20 protein-coding genes and 1 tRNA gene are annotated in these 21,559 nt (G+C 32.5%); 11 read left to right on the top strand and 10 right to left on the bottom strand.

Features of this window, described 5'->3' with window-relative positions; all coding sequences use genetic code 11:
* Positions 1-5 precede the first annotated feature (5 nt).
* The 7 genes from pyrH to QZZ53_RS02660 all read left to right on the top strand — a co-directional run bounded on the left by pyrH (position 6) and on the right by QZZ53_RS02660 (position 8,956).
* Complete coding sequence (pyrH, locus tag QZZ53_RS02690) at positions 6-713, top strand: UMP kinase (protein ID WP_296381188.1); 708 nt, start codon at positions 6-8, stop codon at positions 711-713.
* Positions 714-759: 46 nt separating this feature from the next.
* Positions 760-1,314 carry a ribosome recycling factor gene (gene frr / locus QZZ53_RS02685; protein ID WP_296381186.1) on the top strand — a complete coding sequence of 185 codons (555 nt, stop codon included), beginning with the start codon at positions 760-762 and terminating at the stop codon, positions 1,312-1,314.
* 198 nt (positions 1,315-1,512) lie between these two features.
* A complete protein-coding gene (locus QZZ53_RS02680; protein ID WP_296381184.1) occupies positions 1,513-2,793 on the top strand; it encodes a DUF5686 family protein in 1,281 nt (426 codons plus the stop codon).
* A 175-nt stretch (positions 2,794-2,968) separates the two neighbouring features.
* Positions 2,969-5,389, top strand: a complete 2,421-nt coding sequence (locus QZZ53_RS02675) for an efflux RND transporter permease subunit (protein ID WP_296381182.1) — start codon at positions 2,969-2,971, stop codon at positions 5,387-5,389.
* 19 nt (positions 5,390-5,408) lie between these two features.
* Complete coding sequence (gene asnS, locus QZZ53_RS02670) at positions 5,409-6,842, top strand: asparagine--tRNA ligase (RefSeq protein ID WP_296381180.1); 1,434 nt, start codon at positions 5,409-5,411, stop codon at positions 6,840-6,842.
* Between the two features lie 25 nt (positions 6,843-6,867).
* A complete protein-coding gene (gene rpoN, locus QZZ53_RS02665; protein WP_296381177.1) occupies positions 6,868-8,334 on the top strand; it encodes an RNA polymerase factor sigma-54 in 1,467 nt (488 codons plus the stop codon).
* Positions 8,335-8,347: 13 nt separating this feature from the next.
* Positions 8,348-8,956, top strand: coding sequence for a hypothetical protein (locus QZZ53_RS02660; RefSeq protein WP_296381175.1), 609 nt, complete (start codon positions 8,348-8,350; stop codon positions 8,954-8,956).
* On the opposite strand, the gene QZZ53_RS02655 is transcribed toward QZZ53_RS02660, so the two are convergent.
* From QZZ53_RS02655 to QZZ53_RS02620, 8 genes are all read right to left on the bottom strand, one after another.
* A complete protein-coding gene (locus tag QZZ53_RS02655; RefSeq protein WP_296381173.1) occupies positions 8,951-9,646 on the bottom strand; it encodes a porin family protein in 696 nt (231 codons plus the stop codon). The genes QZZ53_RS02660 and QZZ53_RS02655 overlap by 6 nt on opposite strands.
* A 93-nt stretch (positions 9,647-9,739) precedes the next feature.
* Positions 9,740-10,204 carry a biopolymer transporter ExbD gene (locus tag QZZ53_RS02650; protein ID WP_296381171.1) on the bottom strand — a complete coding sequence of 155 codons (465 nt, stop codon included), beginning with the start codon at positions 10,202-10,204 and terminating at the stop codon, positions 9,740-9,742.
* Between the two features lie 11 nt (positions 10,205-10,215).
* Positions 10,216-10,851, bottom strand: coding sequence for a biopolymer transporter ExbD (locus QZZ53_RS02645; RefSeq protein ID WP_296381169.1), 636 nt, complete (start codon positions 10,849-10,851; stop codon positions 10,216-10,218).
* A 6-nt stretch (positions 10,852-10,857) separates the two neighbouring features.
* Positions 10,858-11,301, bottom strand: a complete 444-nt coding sequence (locus QZZ53_RS02640; RefSeq protein WP_296381167.1) for a hypothetical protein — start codon at positions 11,299-11,301, stop codon at positions 10,858-10,860.
* Positions 11,302-11,316: 15 nt separating this feature from the next.
* On the bottom strand, positions 11,317-12,084 hold the full coding sequence (locus QZZ53_RS02635; RefSeq protein WP_296381165.1) for a MotA/TolQ/ExbB proton channel family protein: 768 nt from the start codon (positions 12,082-12,084) through the stop codon (positions 11,317-11,319).
* Between the two features lie 75 nt (positions 12,085-12,159).
* A tRNA-Ser gene (locus QZZ53_RS02630) sits at positions 12,160-12,247 on the bottom strand.
* A gap of 76 nt (positions 12,248-12,323) precedes the next feature.
* Positions 12,324-13,352, bottom strand: a complete 1,029-nt coding sequence (locus tag QZZ53_RS02625; protein WP_296381163.1) for an asparaginase — start codon at positions 13,350-13,352, stop codon at positions 12,324-12,326.
* Positions 13,353-14,120, bottom strand: coding sequence for a TatD family hydrolase (locus QZZ53_RS02620; RefSeq protein ID WP_296381160.1), 768 nt, complete (start codon positions 14,118-14,120; stop codon positions 13,353-13,355).
* Between the two features lie 68 nt (positions 14,121-14,188).
* On the opposite strand from QZZ53_RS02620, the gene QZZ53_RS02615 reads away from it, so the two are divergent.
* Both QZZ53_RS02615 and QZZ53_RS02610 read left to right on the top strand, forming a co-directional pair.
* Positions 14,189-14,641: a retropepsin-like aspartic protease gene (locus QZZ53_RS02615; protein WP_296381158.1), complete on the top strand. Its 453-nt coding sequence runs from the start codon at positions 14,189-14,191 to the stop codon at positions 14,639-14,641.
* 53 nt (positions 14,642-14,694) lie between these two features.
* Positions 14,695-15,318 (top strand): response regulator transcription factor, encoded by a 624-nt coding sequence (locus tag QZZ53_RS02610; protein ID WP_296381154.1) that lies wholly within the window; start codon positions 14,695-14,697, stop codon positions 15,316-15,318.
* 790 nt (positions 15,319-16,108) lie between these two features.
* Here the strand turns inward: QZZ53_RS02610 and odhB are convergent.
* Positions 16,109-17,308, bottom strand: a complete 1,200-nt coding sequence (odhB, locus tag QZZ53_RS02605; RefSeq protein WP_296381152.1) for a 2-oxoglutarate dehydrogenase complex dihydrolipoyllysine-residue succinyltransferase — start codon at positions 17,306-17,308, stop codon at positions 16,109-16,111.
* 46 nt (positions 17,309-17,354) lie between these two features.
* Entirely contained in the window at positions 17,355-20,111 is a 2,757-nt protein-coding gene (locus QZZ53_RS02600; RefSeq protein WP_296381150.1) for a 2-oxoglutarate dehydrogenase E1 component, read from the bottom strand.
* Positions 20,112-20,226: 115 nt separating this feature from the next.
* Between QZZ53_RS02600 and QZZ53_RS02595 the strand changes: the two genes are divergently transcribed.
* Complete coding sequence (locus tag QZZ53_RS02595) at positions 20,227-20,769, top strand: alpha-ketoglutarate decarboxylase (protein ID WP_296381148.1); 543 nt, start codon at positions 20,227-20,229, stop codon at positions 20,767-20,769.
* Positions 20,770-21,073: 304 nt separating this feature from the next.
* Complete coding sequence (locus QZZ53_RS02590; protein ID WP_296381146.1) at positions 21,074-21,556, top strand: cytochrome c; 483 nt, start codon at positions 21,074-21,076, stop codon at positions 21,554-21,556.
* Positions 21,557-21,559 lie beyond the last annotated feature (3 nt).

Genomic DNA, 21,559 nt, shown 5'->3' with positions numbered 1-21,559 from the left:
ATCTAATGAAATACAAAAGAATACTACTAAAATTGTCTGGTGAAGCCCTAATGGGAAGCCGTCAATACGGTATCGATCCAGAGCGTTTATCTGAATATGCTCAGGACATTAAAGAAATCACTAACTTAGGTGTTGAAGTAGCTATAGTTATTGGTGGCGGAAATATTTTTAGAGGTGTTGCTGGTGCCATGAATGGTATGGATCGAGTTCAAGGAGACCATATGGGAATGCTAGCAACAGTTATCAACGGTTTAGCATTACAAAATGCACTAGAAGATGCTGATGTAAAAACGCGACTGCAAACAGCTATCAAAATCAATGAAGTAGCCGAACCTTTTATTAGAAGAAAAGCAATGAGTCATCTTAGAAAAGGACGTGTTGTGATTTTTGGAGGAGGAACAGGAAACCCGTATTTCACCACAGATTCTGCAGCAGTGCTACGTGCTATTGAAATAGAAGCTGATGTGATTCTAAAAGGTACTCGTGTTGATGGTATCTATACTGCAGATCCAGAAAAAGATAGCACAGCAGTTAAATTTGATAATATTTCTTTTGAGGACGTTTTACGTAAAGGTCTAAAAGTTATGGATACAACAGCTTTCACCTTGAGTCAAGAAAACGAACTGCCAATTATCGTTTTTGATATGAATAAAAAAGGAAACTTACTAAAAGTAGTTTCTGGTGAAAATATAGGAACAGAAGTGAATGTTTAAATTATTGGCTTAAATTTTGATAACTATAAATTAAAATTTCAACACTATGAACGAAGACATTAAATTTATAATAGACACAGCAAAAGAAGCTATGGATGCTGCAATTAAGCATCTCGAAAAACAATTAGTTAACATTAGAGCTGGTAAAGCTAGTCCTGCTATGTTAGGTAGTGTAATGGTCGACTACTATGGTTCTCAAACCCCACTTAGTCAAGTCGCAAACGTAAATACACCTGATGGTAGAACCATAACTGTACAACCATGGGAAAAATCTATGCTTCAAGAAATTGAACGTGGAATTATGGTTGCGAATATTGGTTTTAATCCCATGAACAATGGTGAAACAATAATTATCAATGTTCCTCCTTTAACAGAAGAACGACGACGCGATTTGGCAAAACAGGCTAAAGCGGAAACTGAAGACGCTAAAATCGGTATTAGAAATGCGCGTAAAGAAGCAAATCATGAAATAAAGAATTCTGATGCTTCAGAAGATTTGCAGAAAAATGCTGAAATTGACGTACAATCACTTACAGATTCTTACGTTAAACGTATAGATGATATTCTAGATGCTAAAGAAAAAGAGATAATGACAGTTTAATCTTTAGCTTTATTCTTTAAAATTTCTAAACTATCATATTGAGTATTGCTAAAATAAAAACATGTTTTTATTGAAAGTAATTAAGCGTAGCTTATGAAATATATGATAAATTATTGTAAGTATAAGACTTTTAACTGTACTCTAATTGACATTCAAAATTATTTAGGAATACTACATTATTTTAATTCCCTGACCTAAATGTTAAAACGCTTATTTGTTGTTTTTCTTCTAATATTTGCAACAAATAGCTTTGCACAGCAACCTACTATAAAAGAAAAAGATTCCGTCAAAATTTCACAAGACTCCATTAAAAAAGATGAATTCATAAAAAATATAGGCAATGGTTATTTACCCTTTAATTACTTCAATCTAGACTTACGATATCTTGTAAAGTTCAATCAATTTGAAGGTTTTAGAACTGGCTTAGGTGGTATTACAAATGATCGTTTTTCTAAACATTATCGCATAAATAGTTATCTCGTTTATGGTTTTAAAGATAAGCGTTACAAATACAGTGTTGGAGGTGGCTTTAGAGTTAATGAAGCTTCAAATACATGGATTAATTTATCGTACACTGATGATTTACAAGAAACAGGAAGTTCAAACTTTTTAACGGATAAGCGCTTTTTTACTTTTTTTGAACCTCGCTTATTAAATATAGATTTGTTTCATAGACATATTACGAAATCTATTGGTTTACAGCATAAAATTTCAAACCATTTGCTTTCCGAAACGCAGTTAGCTACAAGCAAAATAAATCCTACCTATACCTACAATTTTGCTTTAGATGATAAAAATTATAACACCTTCGATTTAAGCACTGCAAAACTAAGTCTACAATGGAGTCCTTTTAGCAGATTTGATTTAAAGGAGGGAAACATAGAGGAAACTAAAAACGGTTACCCAAAATTCACACTTCAATTGACTCAAGGTTTTAAATCAGTTCTAGGTAGTGATTTTAATTTCTCTAAATTAGATTTTAGAACTGTTCAACAATTCAATCATAAAAATGATGCAATTACAAACATTACCTTGGTTGCTGGTATTGCTAGTGGTGAGACTCCATTAACTCACCTGTACCATGCGTATCCAAATAATATTACAAAGGAAACAATACTACAACGCTTTTCCGTGGCTGGCTTAAACAGTTTTGAGACCATGTACTTTAATGAGTTTTTTAGCGATAAATTTTCGACTTTACAGTTTAAACATTTTTTCCGTCCGTTTAAAGTTACAGAATGGTTTAAACCACAACTCGTTTTAATTTCCAGATATGCTGTTGGAACCATGCGAAGTATAGATAGGCATCAAGGCATTCAATTTAATACCCTTGAAAAATTATACTCAGAATCTGGTTTCGAAATCAACAAACTCCTCTTTGGTTTTGGACTTAGTTTTGCCTACAGATATGGCAGTTATCACTTACCAGAAATTGGAGATAATATCGCTTTTAAGTTCACCTTCAATATTTCGTTATAATACAACTTAGATTATATTATATTCCTGTTAATTCACTAGCTAATCCTTAGGTTTTTTCTACCTTTGCCGCTCATTTTCTCGCTAAGTGAGATTTGAGTATTATGATGATTTCATCAAACCATTTTGTTTATTTCAATTAAGACCTTAGAGCTAGCTCTAAGGCTGTTTAAAAGACATGTTTAAAATTTTAACCACGGGATTTTGGGAGGCTATTGCGAGGATTATTCTTCGTAATAAAATCTTTATTTTAATTGCCCTTGTTTTGGCAACTGTGTTTTTTAGTATGCAATGGAAACACATGCGCTTTACTTACACTGAAGCAAATATGTTACCAGATGAGCACGAGGTTAACATCATTTATAATGATTTCTTAGAAATTTTTGGAGAAGAGGGTAATTTAATAGTTCTCGGAGTAAAAGATTCAACCATATTTTCTATTAAACAACTCAATGCTTGGAATACTCTTGCCGAATCATTTAAAGATTATAACGAGGTTGAAACAGTTATATCTATTAAGGATCTTCAGAAATTAGTTAAGAACACCAAAAAAGAACAATTCGATTTAGAACCTTTTATAAAAGATTCTATCACAAGCGTTGAAGAAATAAATAAGCTTCAAGATGAATTGTTTAATCAATATCCATTTTACGATAACTTCTTGTTTAATGCTGAAACGAAAACAATTAGAACAGCAATTTACCTTAAGAAGGATGTTGTAAATACATCTGCTAGAAAAGATTTTGTACTTAAAATTCTTCAACCTCAAATAGACGTGTTTGCAAATAAAACTAAATTAGAGGTTCGTGTTTCTGGTATGCCATATATCAGAACATTGAATGCACAAAACATTGTCGATGAAATTCCTATATTTATTGGAGCTGCTCTTCTTGTAACCTCATTAATTTTCTTCTTATTTTTTAGATCTTTTAGAGCGACTTTTATTTCCTTAATCGTTGTTTGTACAGGCGTAATGTGGACTTTTGGAATTCTAGGTTTACTAGGCTACGAAATTACAGTACTTACAGCATTAATTCCACCTCTGATTATTGTTATAGGAATTCCTAACTGTATTTTTCTAATCAATAAATACCAACATGAGGTAAAATCTCATGGCAATAAAGTAAAATCGTTACAACGAGTTATTACCAAAGTTGGTAATGCAACTTTAATGACTAATGTAACTACTGCTTCTGGTTTTGCAACTTTTATTCTTACTGAAAGTAAGCTATTAAAGGAATTTGGTATTGTAGCTTCGTTAAGTATTTTAGCAATATTCATATTGTGTTTACTAATCATTCCGATTATGTATACATTTTTACCCTACCCAAAACAACGTCATTTAGAACATCTAAACAAACGATGGATTGGTGGTTTTGTTGACTGGATGGAGCGCATGGTAAGGCATAAAAAAATCACAATTTATGTAACTGCTCTTGTGCTCATTATTGCAAGTATGTTGGGTATGAATCAGATTAAAATTTCTGGAAGTCTTATCGAAGATATGCCTCAAGACAAGCAGTTTTTTAAAGATATCCGTTTTTTTGAAGATGAGTTCAATGGGATTATGCCATTGGAGATTATGGTAGATACCAAGCGTAAAAAAGGGGTAATGAAATTAGCTACTTTAAAACGTATTAATGAGCTCGAAGAACTCATTATAGAAATACCCGAATTATCTCGACCAATCTCAGTAGTGAGTCTAGTAAAATATAGTAAACAAGCTTATTACAACGGTAATCCTAAATACTATCAATTACCAACAAGCCAAGAAAACAGCTTTATTTTATCTTATGCGAAAAACTCATCATCTGATGTAGAGTTACTAAATAATTTTGTAGACAGCACAGGTCAGTATGCTCGTATCACCACTTTTATGAAAGATATTGGTACGGATAAAATGGAACGCATTCAAGAGAACCTTCAGAATAAAATCAATAAGGTTTTTCCAAAAGAACGTTATGAAGTTACCATGACTGGTAAAGCTTTAGTGTTTCAAAAAGGAACAAAATACCTAGTTAGAAACTTAGTTATTTCTTTAAGTTTAGCCATTTTTCTAATTTCATTATTTATGGCATATCTGTTCCGTTCATTCAGAATGATTATTGTGTCTTTAATTCCTAATTTGTTGCCATTATTAGTTACGGCTGGTTTAATGGGTTATTTAGGTGTGCCTATAAAGCCTTCGACCATATTAGTATTTAGTATTGCATTTGGTATTTCTGTAGATGATACCATTCACTTTTTAGCAAAATATAGACAAGAATTACAAGCTAACCACTGGAAAATTAGGAAATCCGTTTATGCAGCATTACGAGAAACCGGAGTCAGTATGTTTTATACTTCTATAGTATTATTCTTTGGTTTTTCAGTATTTACAATTTCAAGTTTTGGTGGTACAGTTGCCTTAGGTGCATTAGTATCCATAACATTACTTTTCGCCATGTTATCTAACTTACTTTTATTACCATCTTTGTTATTATCATTAGAGCGTAACATTGCAAATAAAGAGGTATTGAGAAAGCCAGCAATTAATATTATTCCTTCGGAAGACGAAACCGAAGATGATATAGAAAATCAAGAAGAAAATTTATCTTAGCATTTCAAAATAATTAAAAATGACAACAAAAACCGTAGCAGAATTACTATCGCAAGATGTAACCATACAAGACGTTACTGTAAAAGGATGGGTACGAACGTTTAGAGCGAATCGCTTTATTTCATTAAATGATGGCTCAACTATAAATAATATTCAGTGTGTTGTAGATTTTGAAAATTTTGATGAAGCCCTTTTAAAGCGAGTTACAACAGGTGCAGCAATTCATATTTCAGGGGAATTAGTAGAAAGCCAAGGTAAAGGACAATCTGTTGAAATTGCTGTGAAAACAATAGAGGTTTTAGGAGATTCTGATCCTGAAACGTATCCGATTCAACCAAAGAAACATACTTTCGAGTTTTTAAGAGCTAATGCTCATTTACGTACTAGAACTAATACGTTTAGTGCTGTAATGCGCTTGCGTTCGTCACTATCGTTTGCAGTTCATAAGTATTTTAACGAGAATGGCTTTTATTATATGCATACACCTATCATTACTGGAAGTGATGCTGAAGGAGCTGGTGAAATGTTTCGTGTTAGTACATTAGATCAGAAAGAACCACCATTAACAGAAGACGGCAACATAGATCATACTAAAAATTTCTTCGGAAAAGACACAAACCTTACTGTATCTGGTCAGTTGGAAGCGGAGACCTATGCCATGTCTTTAGGAAAAGTTTATACTTTTGGACCAACGTTCAGGGCTGAAAATTCTAATACATCTCGTCATTTATCTGAATTCTGGATGATTGAACCAGAAGTCGCTTTTATGGATTTAGCTGGTAATATGGATTTAGCAGAAGACTTTATGAAATCTGTTTTGGGCTATATTCTTGAAAATAACAAAGAGGATTTAGAGTTTTTAGATAAACGTTTACTTGACGAAGAAAAGAAACTTCCTCAAGCGCAACGAAGTGATATGAACTTAATTGGAAAAATTAAGTTTGTTGTAGATAACAATTTTAAACGCGTAAGTTATACTGAAGCTATAGACATACTTAGGAATTGTAAACCTAACAAGAAAAAGAAATTTAAATATTTAATCGAAGAATGGGGAGCAGATTTACAATCTGAACATGAGCGTTTCTTAGTAGAAAAACACTTTAAATGTCCTGTCATATTATTTGATTATCCTGCAAACATAAAAGCATTTTACATGCGTTTAAATGAAGATGGAAAAACGGTAAGAGCAATGGACATTCTTTTTCCAGGCATAGGTGAAATGGTTGGAGGTTCTCAACGTGAAGAGCGTTTAGATGTGCTTAAAGAAAAAATGAAGGCATTGGATATTCCTGAAGAAGAATTATGGTGGTATTTAGATTTACGTAAATACGGAACAGCCGTACATTCTGGCTTTGGATTAGGTTTTGAACGTTTAGTAATGTTCACCACAGGAATGGGAAATATTAGAGATGTAATTCCTTACCCAAGAACACCTCAAAATGCAGAGTTTTAATTACTTTTATATTTAAGTAGATTTTATGTCATTAAAACAATTTTTACAATTTAAGCTTTCTCAAAAGCTGTCACCTCAACAGATTCAACTTATGAAGTTGATTCAGTTGCCTACACAAGCTTTTGAGCAACGTTTAAAACAAGAATTGGAAGAAAACCCTGCACTAGATACGGGAAAAGAATCTGAAGCTTCTGAAGACGATATTGATGATTTCGATAATTCCACAGATGATTATGATGACAACGAATCAATTGACGCAGACGATATTAATATAGATGAGTACTTAAGCGATGATGAGATTCCTGAATATCGCACACAAGCAAATAATTATAGCGCTGACGATGAAGATAAAAGTGTGCCTTATGCTGCAGGAACTTCATTTACTCAACATTTAATCAACCAACTTAACACTTTTAGGTTATCTGATCAAGAAGAAGAAATAGCTTATTTTTTAGTAGGTAGTGTTGATGAAAGCGGTTATATACGTCGATCCTTATCTGACATTACAGATGACTTGGCATTTACTCAAAATGTCTATACCACAGAAGAAGAAGTCGAAAAGGTATTACAAATTGTACATCAATTAGATCCTGCTGGTGTTGGAGCGCGTAATCTTCAAGAATGTTTAAGTATTCAATTACATAGAAAAGAACAGCATCCAGATGTTGAATTGGCAACCTCGATCATAGATAAGGGGTTTGAACAGTTCACTAAAAAGCATTATAAAAAGTTGATGCAGAAGTTCAGCATTAACGAAGAACAACTTAAAGATGCTATTGAAGAAGTAGAACGTCTTAATCCAAAACCTGGTGGCTCTTATGCTGGTAATAACAAAATTGTTGAGCACATTGTACCCGACTTTGCTATTAAGATAGTTGATGGAGAATTAGAATTAACCTTAAATGGCAGAAATGCTCCAGAGCTTCATGTATCTAGAGAGTATAACAATATGCTTAAGGGCTATAAGGTCACTAAAGAAAAATCTAAAGCTCAAAAGGACGCAGTAATGTTTATTAAGCAGAAGCTTGATGCTGCCAAATGGTTTATTGAGGCTGTTAGACAGCGTCAACAAACATTGTTTGTGACTATGAGTTCTATAATGCATTATCAGAAAGAGTACTTCTTATCTGGTGATGAGCGTAATTTACGTCCGATGATTTTAAAGGATATTGCAGACGAAATTGAAATGGATGTTTCAACTATTTCTCGTGTAGCCAATAGTAAGTATGTAGACACTCCATATGGTACCAAACTGATAAAAGAATTTTTCTCTGAGTCGATGACTAACGATCAAGGTGAAGAAGTTTCTACAAGAGAGATTAAGAAAATTCTTGAAACTGTTATTGAAGAGGAAAACAAAAAGAAACCTTTGACCGATGAAGCACTTTCTAAACTATTGAAAGAAAAAGGCTATCCTATTGCAAGGCGTACAGTTGCAAAATATAGAGAACAATTAGATATTCCTGTTGCGCGTTTAAGAAAGGAACTATAAAGAACTCATTTGGATGAAAAATTTTATTTTAAAAAGCATTTCGTTTGTTTTTCATCCGCTGATTATGCCTTTATTAGGCGTATTATTTTACTTTTCTAAAACACCTCGCTTTATTCCTGAGCCTGTAATGAAGGCTAAGATTTTTTCTATTGTTATTCTAACTATTATTCTTCCCATCTTACTCTTCTTTTTATTGAGAACGATAAATAAAGTGGATTCTATTTACTTAAAAAGTACCAAAGAGCGATTGATTCCTTTATTTATCAATTGCGTTATTATTGTTTTAATTCTTATTCGTGTTCTATCATCTAATGAAATAATTGAGCTCTATTATTTCTTTCTTGGGATTCTCTGCTCTACACTTACCTGTTTCATCTTAGCTATATTTAAAATAAAAGCTAGTATCCATATGATTGCTGCTTCTGGTTTTTTTATGTTTGCTATTGCCTTAGGTATTCATTATCAAATAAATATTAATGGAACTATTGCACTAATGATGATAATTCTTGGGGCTATTGCAACATCTCGCTTACATTTAAAAGCACACACCAATCAAGAACTGATTATAGGTGTTTTTACAGGATTATTTCCGCAATTGATACTATTGAATTACTGGCTATAGAATATAAAACATAAGTCCTATTTTAAAGAATTTCATATCTATGGCTTTACTGTTTAGTTTAGTACTATCATCAAATATAGAATTCAATCCATAATACACATGAAAATTCCAAGTGCCATAACCAGCACTTAAGGTTAAACCATACTGAATTTTATTAAAGTCGTCGAGATTAGAAAGGTTTAGATTACCTGCATCGCTTTTAAATTTAGTAGAATTATATAACAAATAGCCAACTTTAAAGCCTGTATAAATACGCCAAAAATTATAATCTGTAGCAGTAGATGTTCTCCATCGAATCTCAAATGGCAATTCGACCAAATAAGTTGTGAATTTATTTTTAGATACATTGACTTCGCTTTCGTCAATTATGCTATAAGTAATATCATTATTCGTTTCTAAAATAGAAAGGTTTTGATTATATGAATTTGTAGAAATACCTAAACCTAATCCTATTGCAAAATTTCGTCTTTTATTAATTGGCATGTCTCTAATAAAACCCAAATGAAAACCCGAAGAAAAACCACTTTGAGACACTTTATTAGGCTTATTATTAAGAAGATTATAAGTTATAGAAGCATAGAACTGATCTTCTCTATAATTTTTATAAAGTTCTTCCTTATCTGCATTATTGTTTTGAGAAAATCCTAAACAACTTACAAATACCAATAAAAGGAGAAAGTATCGCTTCATGTTGATAAATCTACAAAATCTTTAGATGTTTATGAATAAAAAAGCGTCCAGATTCCTCAGGACGCTTTGTCTATAAAATTAAGATTTTAAATCTTATTGTTCAGTTTTTGTATTAGCAATATACATTACTTTTAATGCATTAGCTTTACGTAATTCTTGCTTAATATCTGACACTAAACCTGCATTGGTTTCTTTATCAATTTTAAGACCAACTACAACTTTACTTTGCAATTCCTCATTCATTTCAGTTATTCCTTGATAAATTGAAGGCTGAATATCCTCTATACCAATAAATGCATCATTATATTGAATTCGAGGTTCTTCACCAAATTGCTTGTACTGACTACTAGGCTTACCTGCATAGATAAAAATAGTTCTATCTTTTTTAAGTTTTTCTACTTGATCTGCACTTGGCAACCTATTTTCAATCATTAAAGAACTGTCACGCATTACCGTAGCTACCATGAAAAAGAAAAGTAACATAAATACAATATCAGGTAAGGATGCCGTCGAAATCGCTGGCAATTCATTTTTTCCTCCTTTTTTAAATTTTGACATAATTGCTACTTTTAATTTTTATCAGGTTCAGCTTCAGACAATTTCATAGGAAATAATTTCTTAATGGTCTCAATACGCTCATTAAGTTTTTCATCCTTACTAAATTGATTCTTTTCTTTCTCTTCTAACATTGCCGTGAACACTTTCTCAGCATCTGGATAATACTTTTGATACAGTCTTGCGGCTTCTCTTTCTCTTAAGATATTATAAGCTGCAACAAGTTCGTTCTGTACATCCATGTATTGTTCATACGATGTCTCTCTATCATGCTTCATCGAGATAATTGCTTTGTCAGGATGGTCAGATGAACTTTCTGATCGTTTCCCTTTACAATAATCACAACGTTCGCCCGCTGGATTTGTTCCTCCACCATTATCTAAGAACTCAATTGCTGCTTTTCTTAAATCCTTTAATTCCATTTGCTCATCTTCTACAAGCAATTGGTTATTACGATTTATAAGTACAGTAAATAAGTTTTTTTGCTTAATAATTGGTGGCTCAACCTCTGAGTCATCAATAGGTGGTAAACTTCTTAATAATCCTTTGTCTTTCTCAATCGTAGTTGTTACTAAGAAAAAGATAAGTAGTAAGAAGGCAATGTCAGCCATTGATCCTGCATTCACTTCGGGTGCTGCTCTTTTTGCCATACTATATTATTTACTAATTATTTTTTTAACTCCTGCAAAAATCATAGTTGCGGCAGCAACAAACAATAATATATAGAAAGCTACTAAACCAGCTCCTACCATTGTAGATTGTTCATCTGTAGCAAAACCATCTTGTAATTTATATTGCATTGCATCTCCGCCAGATACCACATAAGCAATTATCAATACTGCTGCAAAAGCACCAACACCAATAAGTGTATTCTTAAGACCCGCTGTATTTGTGAATAGATTCTTTAAAACAAAAACCACCACAAATAATAAAGTTAGTCCTAGTATAATATATGCAACCCAAGCCATTGGGTCAACAAGACCTGCCTTTTCACCAGTTTTGATAGCATCATCTCCAGCAGCCACAATTCTGACTAAGAAGATAACACCAGCAAGACCAATTACGGCAGCTACTATTTTTAATATTTTGTGTAAATTCATAATTACGTGGTCTTTTTATTTTTTGTGTCTTACTAATAAATCCATCAATGTAATTGATGCATCTTCCATATCATTTACAATACTATCAATTTTAGCAATGATATAATTATAAAAAATTTGAAGTATAATCGCTACGATAAGACCAAATACCGTTGTTAAAAGTGCAACTTTAATACCACCTGCTACTAAAGAAGGTTGCATATCACCAGCTGCTTCAATTTTATCGAAAGCTTGGATCATACCAATTACAGTACCCATGAAACCAAGCATTGGTGCCAAAGCGATAAATAAAGAAATCCAAGATACATTCTTTTCTAACTGTCCCATTTGAACTCCACCATAAGCAACTACAGCTTTTTCAGCAGCATCGATATCTTCATCTGCTCTATCCAAACCTTGATAGAATATGGAAGCAACAGGCCCTTTTGTATTTCTACAAACTTCTTTAGCAGCTTCAATGCCACCAGAGGCTAAGGCGTCTTCTACGTTTTGGGTTAATTTTTTAGTGTTTGTAGTTGAAAGGTTTAAAAAGATAATTCTTTCTATAGCAATTGCTAATCCAAGAATTAAACATAGTAGTACAATACCCATAAAGCCTGGACCACCTTCAATAAAACGCTTTTTTAATTCTTGATGGAAACTCAAATCTGCATCAGCAGCAGCATCTTGAGTTACACTTGTTGTTAGAGTTGCTGTTGTTGTTGCAAATGTCGTTGCATTAGCATTAACAGTTCCGATAGCCATTAAACATGTTATGGCAAGGATAGAAAATAATCTTTTCATTGTTCTGAATCTTAATTTTATTAGTTAAAGTGTTAAAGATAAAAAAAATAATGTAACTATCGCGTAAAATATCAGCAGAGAGGAAGGGATTCGAACCCTCGATACCCTTTTGGAGTATACACACTTTCCAGGCGTGCGCCTTCGACCACTCGGCCACCTCTCTGTAAAATTTTATTTAAAAATTACTGTAGGGCAAATAACGAAAAAAACTTTAAACGCTAAAATTTATACTGTTATTTTTAAGACATTTCGCCTCTTAAAGATCTTTCGAAAATAGATTGAAAATTTTCAGGCTTTATATTTTCACCTAAAAGATACATCAATTTAGTAATAGCAGCCTCTGTTGTTATGTCTTTTCCAGAGATAACTCCAATAGATTTTAATTGAGAACTTGTTTCATATTGTCCCATAGTTACACTTCCACCAGCGCATTGTGTGACATTAATTATATACATACCTTTATCAATAGCTTCTTTTAATACGTCTATAAACCAAGATTCGGTTGTAGCATTACCAGAACCATAGGTTTCAATAATTAAACCTTTAATCAATTGACTTCTAAGAACAGCTTCTATAATAGGTCTTGAAATTCCTGGAAATAATTTTAAAATACCAACATTAGTATCCATTGCTGTGCGTAGGACTAAACTTTCTTTAGGCTTTGAACGCCATAAATATCCTTTATTCACTTTTAGGTGCACGCCAGATTCTGCTAAATGTGGATAGTTTAACGATTCGAAAGCTTCAAAATGATCTGCATTTATCTTTGTAGTACGATTACCTCTGTAGAGTTTATGTTCAAAATACAAGCCGACTTCCCTTACTACTGGCAAACCATTCTCCTGTAACGATGCCATTTGTATAGATGTAATTAAATTTTCTTTAGCATCTGTACGCAAATCACCTATTGGTAATTGCGAGCCAGTGAATATAACTGGTTTCGTTAAGTTTTCTAACATAAAACTAAGCGCAGAAGCTGAATAACTCATTGTATCACTTCCGTGTAGTACTACAAAACCATCAAAAATTTCATAATTAGATGCTATGATTTGTGCAATATCTGCCCAATATTTTGGATTCATATTAGAAGAATCTATTGGTTCATCAAACGAAATCGTTTCTATATTACAATCTAGTAAACGCAGTTCCGGAATACGAATTAAAATACTATCGAAATCAAATGCTCTAAGGGCACCAGTATCTGCATCTTTTATCATTCCGATAGTTCCGCCAGTATAAATTAATAGGATATTAGGTTTTAGCATCATTTAAATTCCGAATACGTTTTTTGAATTTTCTGTTGTGATATTTGCGATTGTCTCTTCACTCATTCCGTAAAGTTCGGATAATTTTTCTAATACCTTATTAATATATAAACTTTCATTACGTTTTCCGCGATATGGCTTAGGTGCTAAATAAGGAGAGTCTGTTTCTAAAACGATATACTTTAAATCGATTTGATTGATAAACTGATCTATTTTACCATTCTTAAATGTAACGACTCCACCAATACCTAATTTCATATTATAGGAAATGGCTTGTTTCGCTTGTTCTAAATTTCCGGTAAAACAATGAAAAATTCCGAATAAATCATCAGACCTTTCTTGTTCTAAAACTTCAAAAATCTCGTCAAATGCTTCTCTACAATGTATTACAATTGGAAGTTTATATTGCTTTGCTAAATTTATTTGATATCTGAAGGCTTCAATCTGAATATCTAAAGTTGTTTTATCCCAATATAAATCTATTCCTATTTCTCCAACAGCATAAAATTTTCTTTTAGCAAGTTGCTCTTCAACATGGTTTAATTCATCTTTAAAATTCCCTTTAACATGAGTTGGATGTAATCCCATCATTAAAAAAATGTGATTAGGGAAATCTTTTTCAAGTCGAAACATAGATTCAGTATATGTAGAATCTATCGCAGGAATAAAAAAGCGTTTTACATTGGCATCAATTGCTCTCTGAATCATTTCCATTCTGTCTTCATCAAATGCTTCACTATATAAATGGGTATGCGTGTCAGTAATAATCATGATGCAAAAGTAGTTGTTTAGAATAATTTCAATCGAAAATTGGTTTTATATTTACACAAATTAAAAAAATGGAAACCTTAAAAGACTTTCTTACTAATAAAGGGTATTCTAAAATTAAATTGAAGTTTACGAAAACCAATCATTTTGAAATTAAAGCTTCAATTAATGGTGTTAAAGGACAATTTATTTTAGACACAGGAGCTTCTAGTAGCTGCGTAGGTTTTGAAGCAATAGAGCGTTTTAATTTAAAAGTAAAAGATTCTGAAATTAAAGCAGTTGGTGCTGGTGCTTCTGATATGATGACCAAGATTTCTAATTCTAATAACTTAAAAATTGGTAGGTGGAAAAAAAGCCGTGTAGCTTTAATTTTATTCAATCTTTCTCATGTTAATACTGGTCTAATTAACCATAATGCAGATCCTGTAGATGGCATCATCGGAGCTGATATCTTAAAGAAAGGCAAAGCCATAATAGACTACGAGAAAAAATACTTGTATTTAAAATTAAAAGAAATTTTATAAACTAGGGATTCTTAGTATCTTCACAATAATTGTTTAGTTGAATTAATAGTAAAATGAGCCCAACCATCATCATTGCAGATGACCATCCTTTGGTCTTAAAAGGTCTTCAAGATTTTTTAATTGAAAAAGAGTTTAATCTCTTAGCGAGTGCCAAAAATGGAAAAGAAGCTTTAACCTTAATTAAAGCACATACTCCAGATATTGCCATTTTAGATATTAAAATGCCTTTTCTAACAGGCTTACAAATTGCTGAGAAGTGCAAAGCTGAAAAATTACCTACCAAAATTATACTTATCACTTTTGAGAAAGATGAAAAAACATACTATGATGCAAAAGCTTTAGACATTTATGGTTATGTATTAAAAGAATTCGCCCTAGAAGAAATTGAGAATTGCATCGCATCGGTCGTAAAAGACAAGGCTTACTTTAGTCCAGAATTAATTGCATACCTAAAAGTTAACAATCCACCTGAAAAATTAGAATCTTTAACTGAAGCAGAAAAAAAGATTTTGAAGCTCATTTCTGAAGCTAAAACTGCCAAAGAAATAGCAAAAGAGCTATTTATTTCTGCCAGAACAGTAGAAAAACACAAAAGTCACATAAGAACTAAACTCGTATTAGGCTCAAAATCAGAAAGTTTGTATTTATTCGCCAAAGAAAATCTGGAATATCTCTAAAAATACGTAGTTCTACGTATAGTATTGCATTGTTTTATTTATGACCTTTACATTGTTATTAATTAAGGGTTAATAACGAGCTATTAATTAGTTCTTAGGGGATTATTTAAGCCTTGGACATTTGTTCAAGGCTTTTTTATGCACTTACCTTTCTTCTTGTTTTTAATCAAACATGTAAACATGAGGTAATTCTTAAGTTACAGAAGCCCATTTGTGGCAATTTTCAAAAGATATAGTATAGCTAAGAATAAAAAAAGTGACGAAAAAAATAAACGGTTTTAGTGATTTATGATGACAGAAAATAATTAAAAACAGGTATTTATACCTATAGCTTTGCATTGTTTTATTTATCACCTTAGCAAGGTTATTAATTAAGGGTTAATAACGAGCTATTAATTAGTTCTTAGGGGATTACTTAAGCCTTGAACATTTATTTAAGGCTTTTTTTATGAAAAAAAGCCAAAAAATACGTAGTTCTACGTATAGTATTGCGTTGATTTTATTCAGAAATTTACATCAGCTATTAATCAAAGCCTCAGATTAAGTTCTTAAAACTCTGGATTAGTTACTAATTCAGAGTTTTTAAAAAAGTTATTTTATATGGAAACAATGAAAGACAATACCTCAAAAAAAGATAGAGTATTTATAATTTTATTAATTATAAGTTCTGTAATAGTAATTTCAGCGAATGTAGCTGTTAATTTTTTTAGTTAGTTGCTCTTGTTAGTTAGGAGTAAAAAAAGCGCAATTTTGACAAAATTGCGCTTTTTTAGTTTTATTATTTAGTGTTTTATAATTCTAAAGCTTTCTTTACATTATTATCCATTAATAATTCTGTTGGGTTTTCTAAAGCTTCTTTTACGGCAACTAAGAATCCTACAGATTCTTTTCCATCAATGATTCTATGATCATAAGATAAGGCTACGTACATCATTGGATGTATTTCAACCTTACCATCCACAGCTATTGGTCGTTGAATGATATTATGCATTCCTAAAATTCCACTTTGTGGTGGGTTTATTATTGGTGTAGATAACATACTTCCAAAAACACCTCCATTAGATATAGTAAAAGTTCCTCCTGTCATTTCATCAACTGTAATTTTACCATCTCGAGCTCTTATAGCTAAACGCTTTACTTCAGACTCAACTCCTCTAAATGATAAGTTTTCAGCATTTCTAATTACTGGTACCATCAATCCTTTGGGTCCTGATACTGCAATACTAATATCTACAAAGTCGTAAGACAACATTTCTTTACCATCTATCATAGAGTTAACAGCAGGATACATTTTTAATGCTCTTACCACTGCCAAAGAAAAGAAACTCATAAATCCTAGACTAACACCGTGTTTAGCTTTAAAATTTTCTTTGTGCTGCTTACGCAAGTCAAAAATTGGTGTCATATTAACCTCGTTAAATGTGGTTAACATTGCTGTTGTGTTTTTAGCTTCTACTAAACGTTCTGCTACTTTACGACGCAACATTGACATTTTGCTATGGGATGTTCCTCTGTTTCCACCTGTCGGAGTTCCCATTGATGGTATTGCATTAAGCGCATCATCTTTAGTAATTCTGCCACCTTTTCCTGAACCAGATACAGAATTCGCATCCATTCCTTTTTCAGCTAAAATCTTTTTAGCAGCAGGACTTGCTGTTCCTGTAGCATAAGTTTTAGTTTCTGTAACAGCTGGTTTTGGTGCTTCTTCTTTTTTCTCAGTCTTAGCTGGAGCTTCACCTCCTTCTGGTTTTACAGCACTTGTATCAATTAAACATACAATAGCTCCAACCTCAACAGCATCACCTTCTTCAGCTTTTAGTGTAATAATTCCACTTGCTTCTGCTGGTAATTCTAAAGTTGCTTTATCACTATCTACCTCAGCAATGGCCTGATCTTTTTCTACGTAATCTCCATCTTGCACTAACCATTCTGCAATTTCTACTTCAGTAATTGATTCGCCTGGTGAAGGCACTTTCATTTCTAAAATCATGGGCTTTATTTTATTTAAGCTCTAATTTGAGTTGTATTAATTCTTCTTATCTCTGGTTGTTTTTGGTTTTATCAAAAACGTAATCTATAACTTCTTTATGACGCTTTTTAGAACGCACAGAACTACCTGCTGCTGGTGCACCATATGGTCTTCTACTCGCTGATCTAAATTGTCTAGCTTCATCTAAATGCATTAATAAATGACTGTAAGCTCCCATATTTCTTGGTTCTTCTTGTGCCCAAACAATATCGTCAGCATTTTTATACTTTTTCATAGTTGCTCGCATAGCTTCAGCTGGAAGAGGAAACAACTGTTCTACTCTAACTATAGCAACATCATCTCTCTCTAATTTCTCTTGCTCATCTGATAAATCATAGTAAAATTTTCCAGTCACAAAAACTAAAGTTTTTACTTTATCTGCTTTAGCAGTATCATCATCAATAAGCATTTGAAAGCTTCCATTTGCAAATTCATCTACAGAGGATACTACCTTTGGATGACGTAATAAACTCTTTGGAGTAAAAACAATTAATGGCTTTCTGAAATTTGCCTTCATTTGTTTACGCAATAAATGAAACATATTTGCTGGTGTTGTACAATCTGCAATAAACATATTGTCCTTAGCACACATCTGTAAATAACGTTCCATACGACCAGAGGAATGCTCTGCACCTTGACCTTCATAACCATGTGGCAATAACATTACCAAACCATTTTGCGTTTTCCATTTATCTTCACCAGAAGATATATATTGGTCAATCATAATTTGGGCACCATTGCTGAAATCTCCAAACTGTGCTTCCCAAATGGTTAATGTATTTGGACTTGCCATAGCATAACCATAATCAAAACCTACAACTCCATATTCTGACAATAGTGAATTATATATATTGAATTGGCCTTGCTCTTTAGAAATATTTTTCAGTAAAACGATTTCTTCTTCACTATCTTCTACCTTTACAACAGCATGTCGATGTGAAAACGTACCACGTTCAACATCTTGACCTGAAATTCTAACATCAAAGCCTTCAGATAAAAGCGAACCATAAGCTAAATGTTCTCCCATTGCCCAATCTAAACGATCTTCATCAAACATGGTTTGACGAGATTCAATCAATCTTTGGATTTTGCGAATAAACTTTTTATCAGATGGAAGATTAGAAATAACCTTAGTAATGTTTTTTAGAACAGATTTAGATACTGTTGTATCCACCTGCTCCATCATAACACCTTCTGCAACTCTAGTTAAACCTTTCCACTCTTCTTGCATAAAGGCCGTTATCTCCGTTTTATCCTCTTTACGCGAATCCACTAAGTTTTCCTCTAGCTTCTCTTTATATTTTGACTCAATGTGTTTTACATAACCTTCGTTAATTACACCTTCATCAAGTAATCGTTGTGCGTAAATATCTCTTGGATTTTTATGTTTTGAAATCGCCTTATATAAAACAGGTTGAGTAAATTTAGGCTCATCACCTTCATTGTGACCATATTTTCTATAACCCAATAAATCTATAAATACATCGCGCTTAAACTTCATTCTAAAATGCAAAGCGAAAAGTGCTGCATGTACTACAGCTTCTACATCATCAGAATTTACATGAAGTACTGGCGATAATGTAACTTTAGCCACATCTGTACAATATGTACTAGAACGACCATCTAAATAATTCGTCGTAAACCCTATTTGATTATTAACAACGATATGTATGGTTCCATTGGTTTTATAACCTTCTAATTGCGCCATTTGCACAACTTCATAAACCAACCCTTGTCCCGCAATTGCGGCATCGCCATGCACAACAATAGGAAGTACCTGAGATGCATCTATAATCTCATCTTTATCTTGCTTTGCTCTTGTTATACCTTGTACAACAGCTCCAACAGTTTCTAAATGTGATGGATTTGGTGCAATATTGAGATTAATCTTTTTATTATTATAAGTTTCTCGATTACTCGTCCAACCTAAATGATATTTCACATCTCCATCAAATACCTTTTCTTCATAATCTTTTCCATCGAACTCACTAAAAATATCCTTCGCTGATTTTCCAAAAATATTGGTCAATGTACTTAGACGACCTCTATGAGCCATTCCCATAACAAATTCCTTTACACCTTCATCTGCAGCCTTTTCTATGATGGCATCAACAGCAGGAATTAAAGATTCGTTACCCTCTAAAGAAAAACGTTTTTGACCTACATACTTTGTATGCAAAAACGATTCAAAAGAAACAGCTTTATTTAATTTCTTAAGAATATATTTCTTTTCATCCGTAGTGAAAATCGTGTGATTGTCATTTATATTTAACTTATTCTGAATCCATTGTATTTCTTCTGGCTTTCGGATATACATATACTCTACACCAATAGAACCACAATAAATGCTCTCTAAGTGATCTATAATATTTTGAAGTGTAGCAGAATTTAATCCTAGAATTTCACCTGCAGAAAAAGTAGTTCCTAAATCATTTTGGTTTAACCCGAAATTTTCAATTTCTAAAGTTGGAGCATACTTACGTCTAGCTCTAACAGGATTTGTTTTTGTAAACAAATGTCCTCTATTTCTATAACCATCAATAAGTTTTAAAACCTGAAATTCCTTTTGAAGTTGTTCTGGTATCTGAGTTGATACACCTTCAATAATTTCACCTTCCATTCCATAACTTTCCGAACCAAAATCGTAACCTTGAAAAAAGGCTCGCCAACTTGGTTCTACTGAATCAGGATTTTTTAGGTATTGTTCGTATAAATCAGCAAAATATGCTGTATGTGCTGCGTTGAGAAAGGAATATTTATCCATTACTTTTTATGAGACGTTGTCGTTTCAACAAAATTTATTCAAAAATACAACTTTTGCTAAAAATAGATGTGGTTTTATTATATTTATAACAAATAGAAAAACTAGAATTATTAAGATGATAAAATTAACTACTAATAGTCCTAAAAAATTGATTTTAAGTAGTGTTTTAATCTGTTTTTTTATACTATTTTCATTTTCACAAAGCACAAATGATAACGATGGGTTTTGGGAAAATGTACAATATGGAGGTGGAATTGGTTTAAACTTTGGAGATGGCTTTTTTAGTGGAGCTTTAGCACCTAACGCTATCTACAGATTTAATCCTTATGTTGCTACTGGTCTTGGTTTAAACTTTCAATACAGTTCTCAACGCGATATTTTTAAATCTACAGTTTTTGGCGCAAGTGCTCTTGGCCTTTTCAATCCATACAAAGATCTACAGATATCTACAGAGTTTGAACAATTACATGTTAGTAGAAATTTTGACGAGCAATTTGTAAGCAATGTGGATGATGACTATTGGTATCCTGCATTATTCTTCGGTCTAGGTTACACAAGTGGTAATATTACTTTTGGAATTAGATATGATGTATTATATAATGAAGAGAAAAGTATTCAAAACCAAGCCTGGATGCCTTTTGTTCGTTTTTGGTTTTAGATCAACCCAAGCCTTCTTAAAAGGAAAAAGACTTGCATTCACACACTTTATAACAAGTCTAATAATTTTGTACTATAATTATTCTTTTAATTAAGATCTATAGAACCTCTTGCTATATTTCACGCTTCACCAAAATAAAGTCCTAAAAACGAAACTGATCTAAGGTTAGTCTTAAGTTACCTCTATTAGGTAGACATATAGGTATATCTTCATGATTAATAAAGACCATTTTGTCCTAAATATGATTTATATCATGTTTTTTTTTTCTTCTCCTACCTATTTTTGTCGAAATAAATCTAAAATTATGAGAAAATCACTAAAATTCTTAACACTAATAGTAGCAGCTACTATACTTAGTTGTGGAGGAAATGATAAAAAAGAAGAGCCAGGTTATGGTAAAAAAACTCCTGCAAAAACAGAGAAAAAAACCCCAGCTTCTAAACGTATTGAGCTCACAAACAAAGGAGTTGGCTCAATTAAGTCTATAACCTTAGCTGCAGAAATAGACCAAGACATGGCGACACATGGTAAAGAAGTATATGATAAAATGTGTACCGCTTGCCACAAGGTAGATAAAAAGTTTATTGGACCTGCACCAACTGGTATCTTAAAAAGAAGATCTCCAGAATGGGTAATGAATATGATATTAAATCCAGAAGGAATGGTAAAAGAAGATCCATTAGCTAAAGATTTATTAATGGAATTCAATGGAGCTCCAATGGCAAACCAAGGGCTTTCAGAAGAGGATGCTAGAGCAGTATTAGAATACTTTAGAACTTTAAAATAATTA

It is taken from the genome of Winogradskyella sp., assembly GCF_016744625.1.
Taxonomy (GTDB): Bacteria; Bacteroidota; Bacteroidia; order Flavobacteriales; family Flavobacteriaceae; genus Winogradskyella.
The sequence above is the reverse complement of the archived record's forward strand: the minus strand, read 5'-3'. Positions and strand labels throughout refer to the sequence as shown.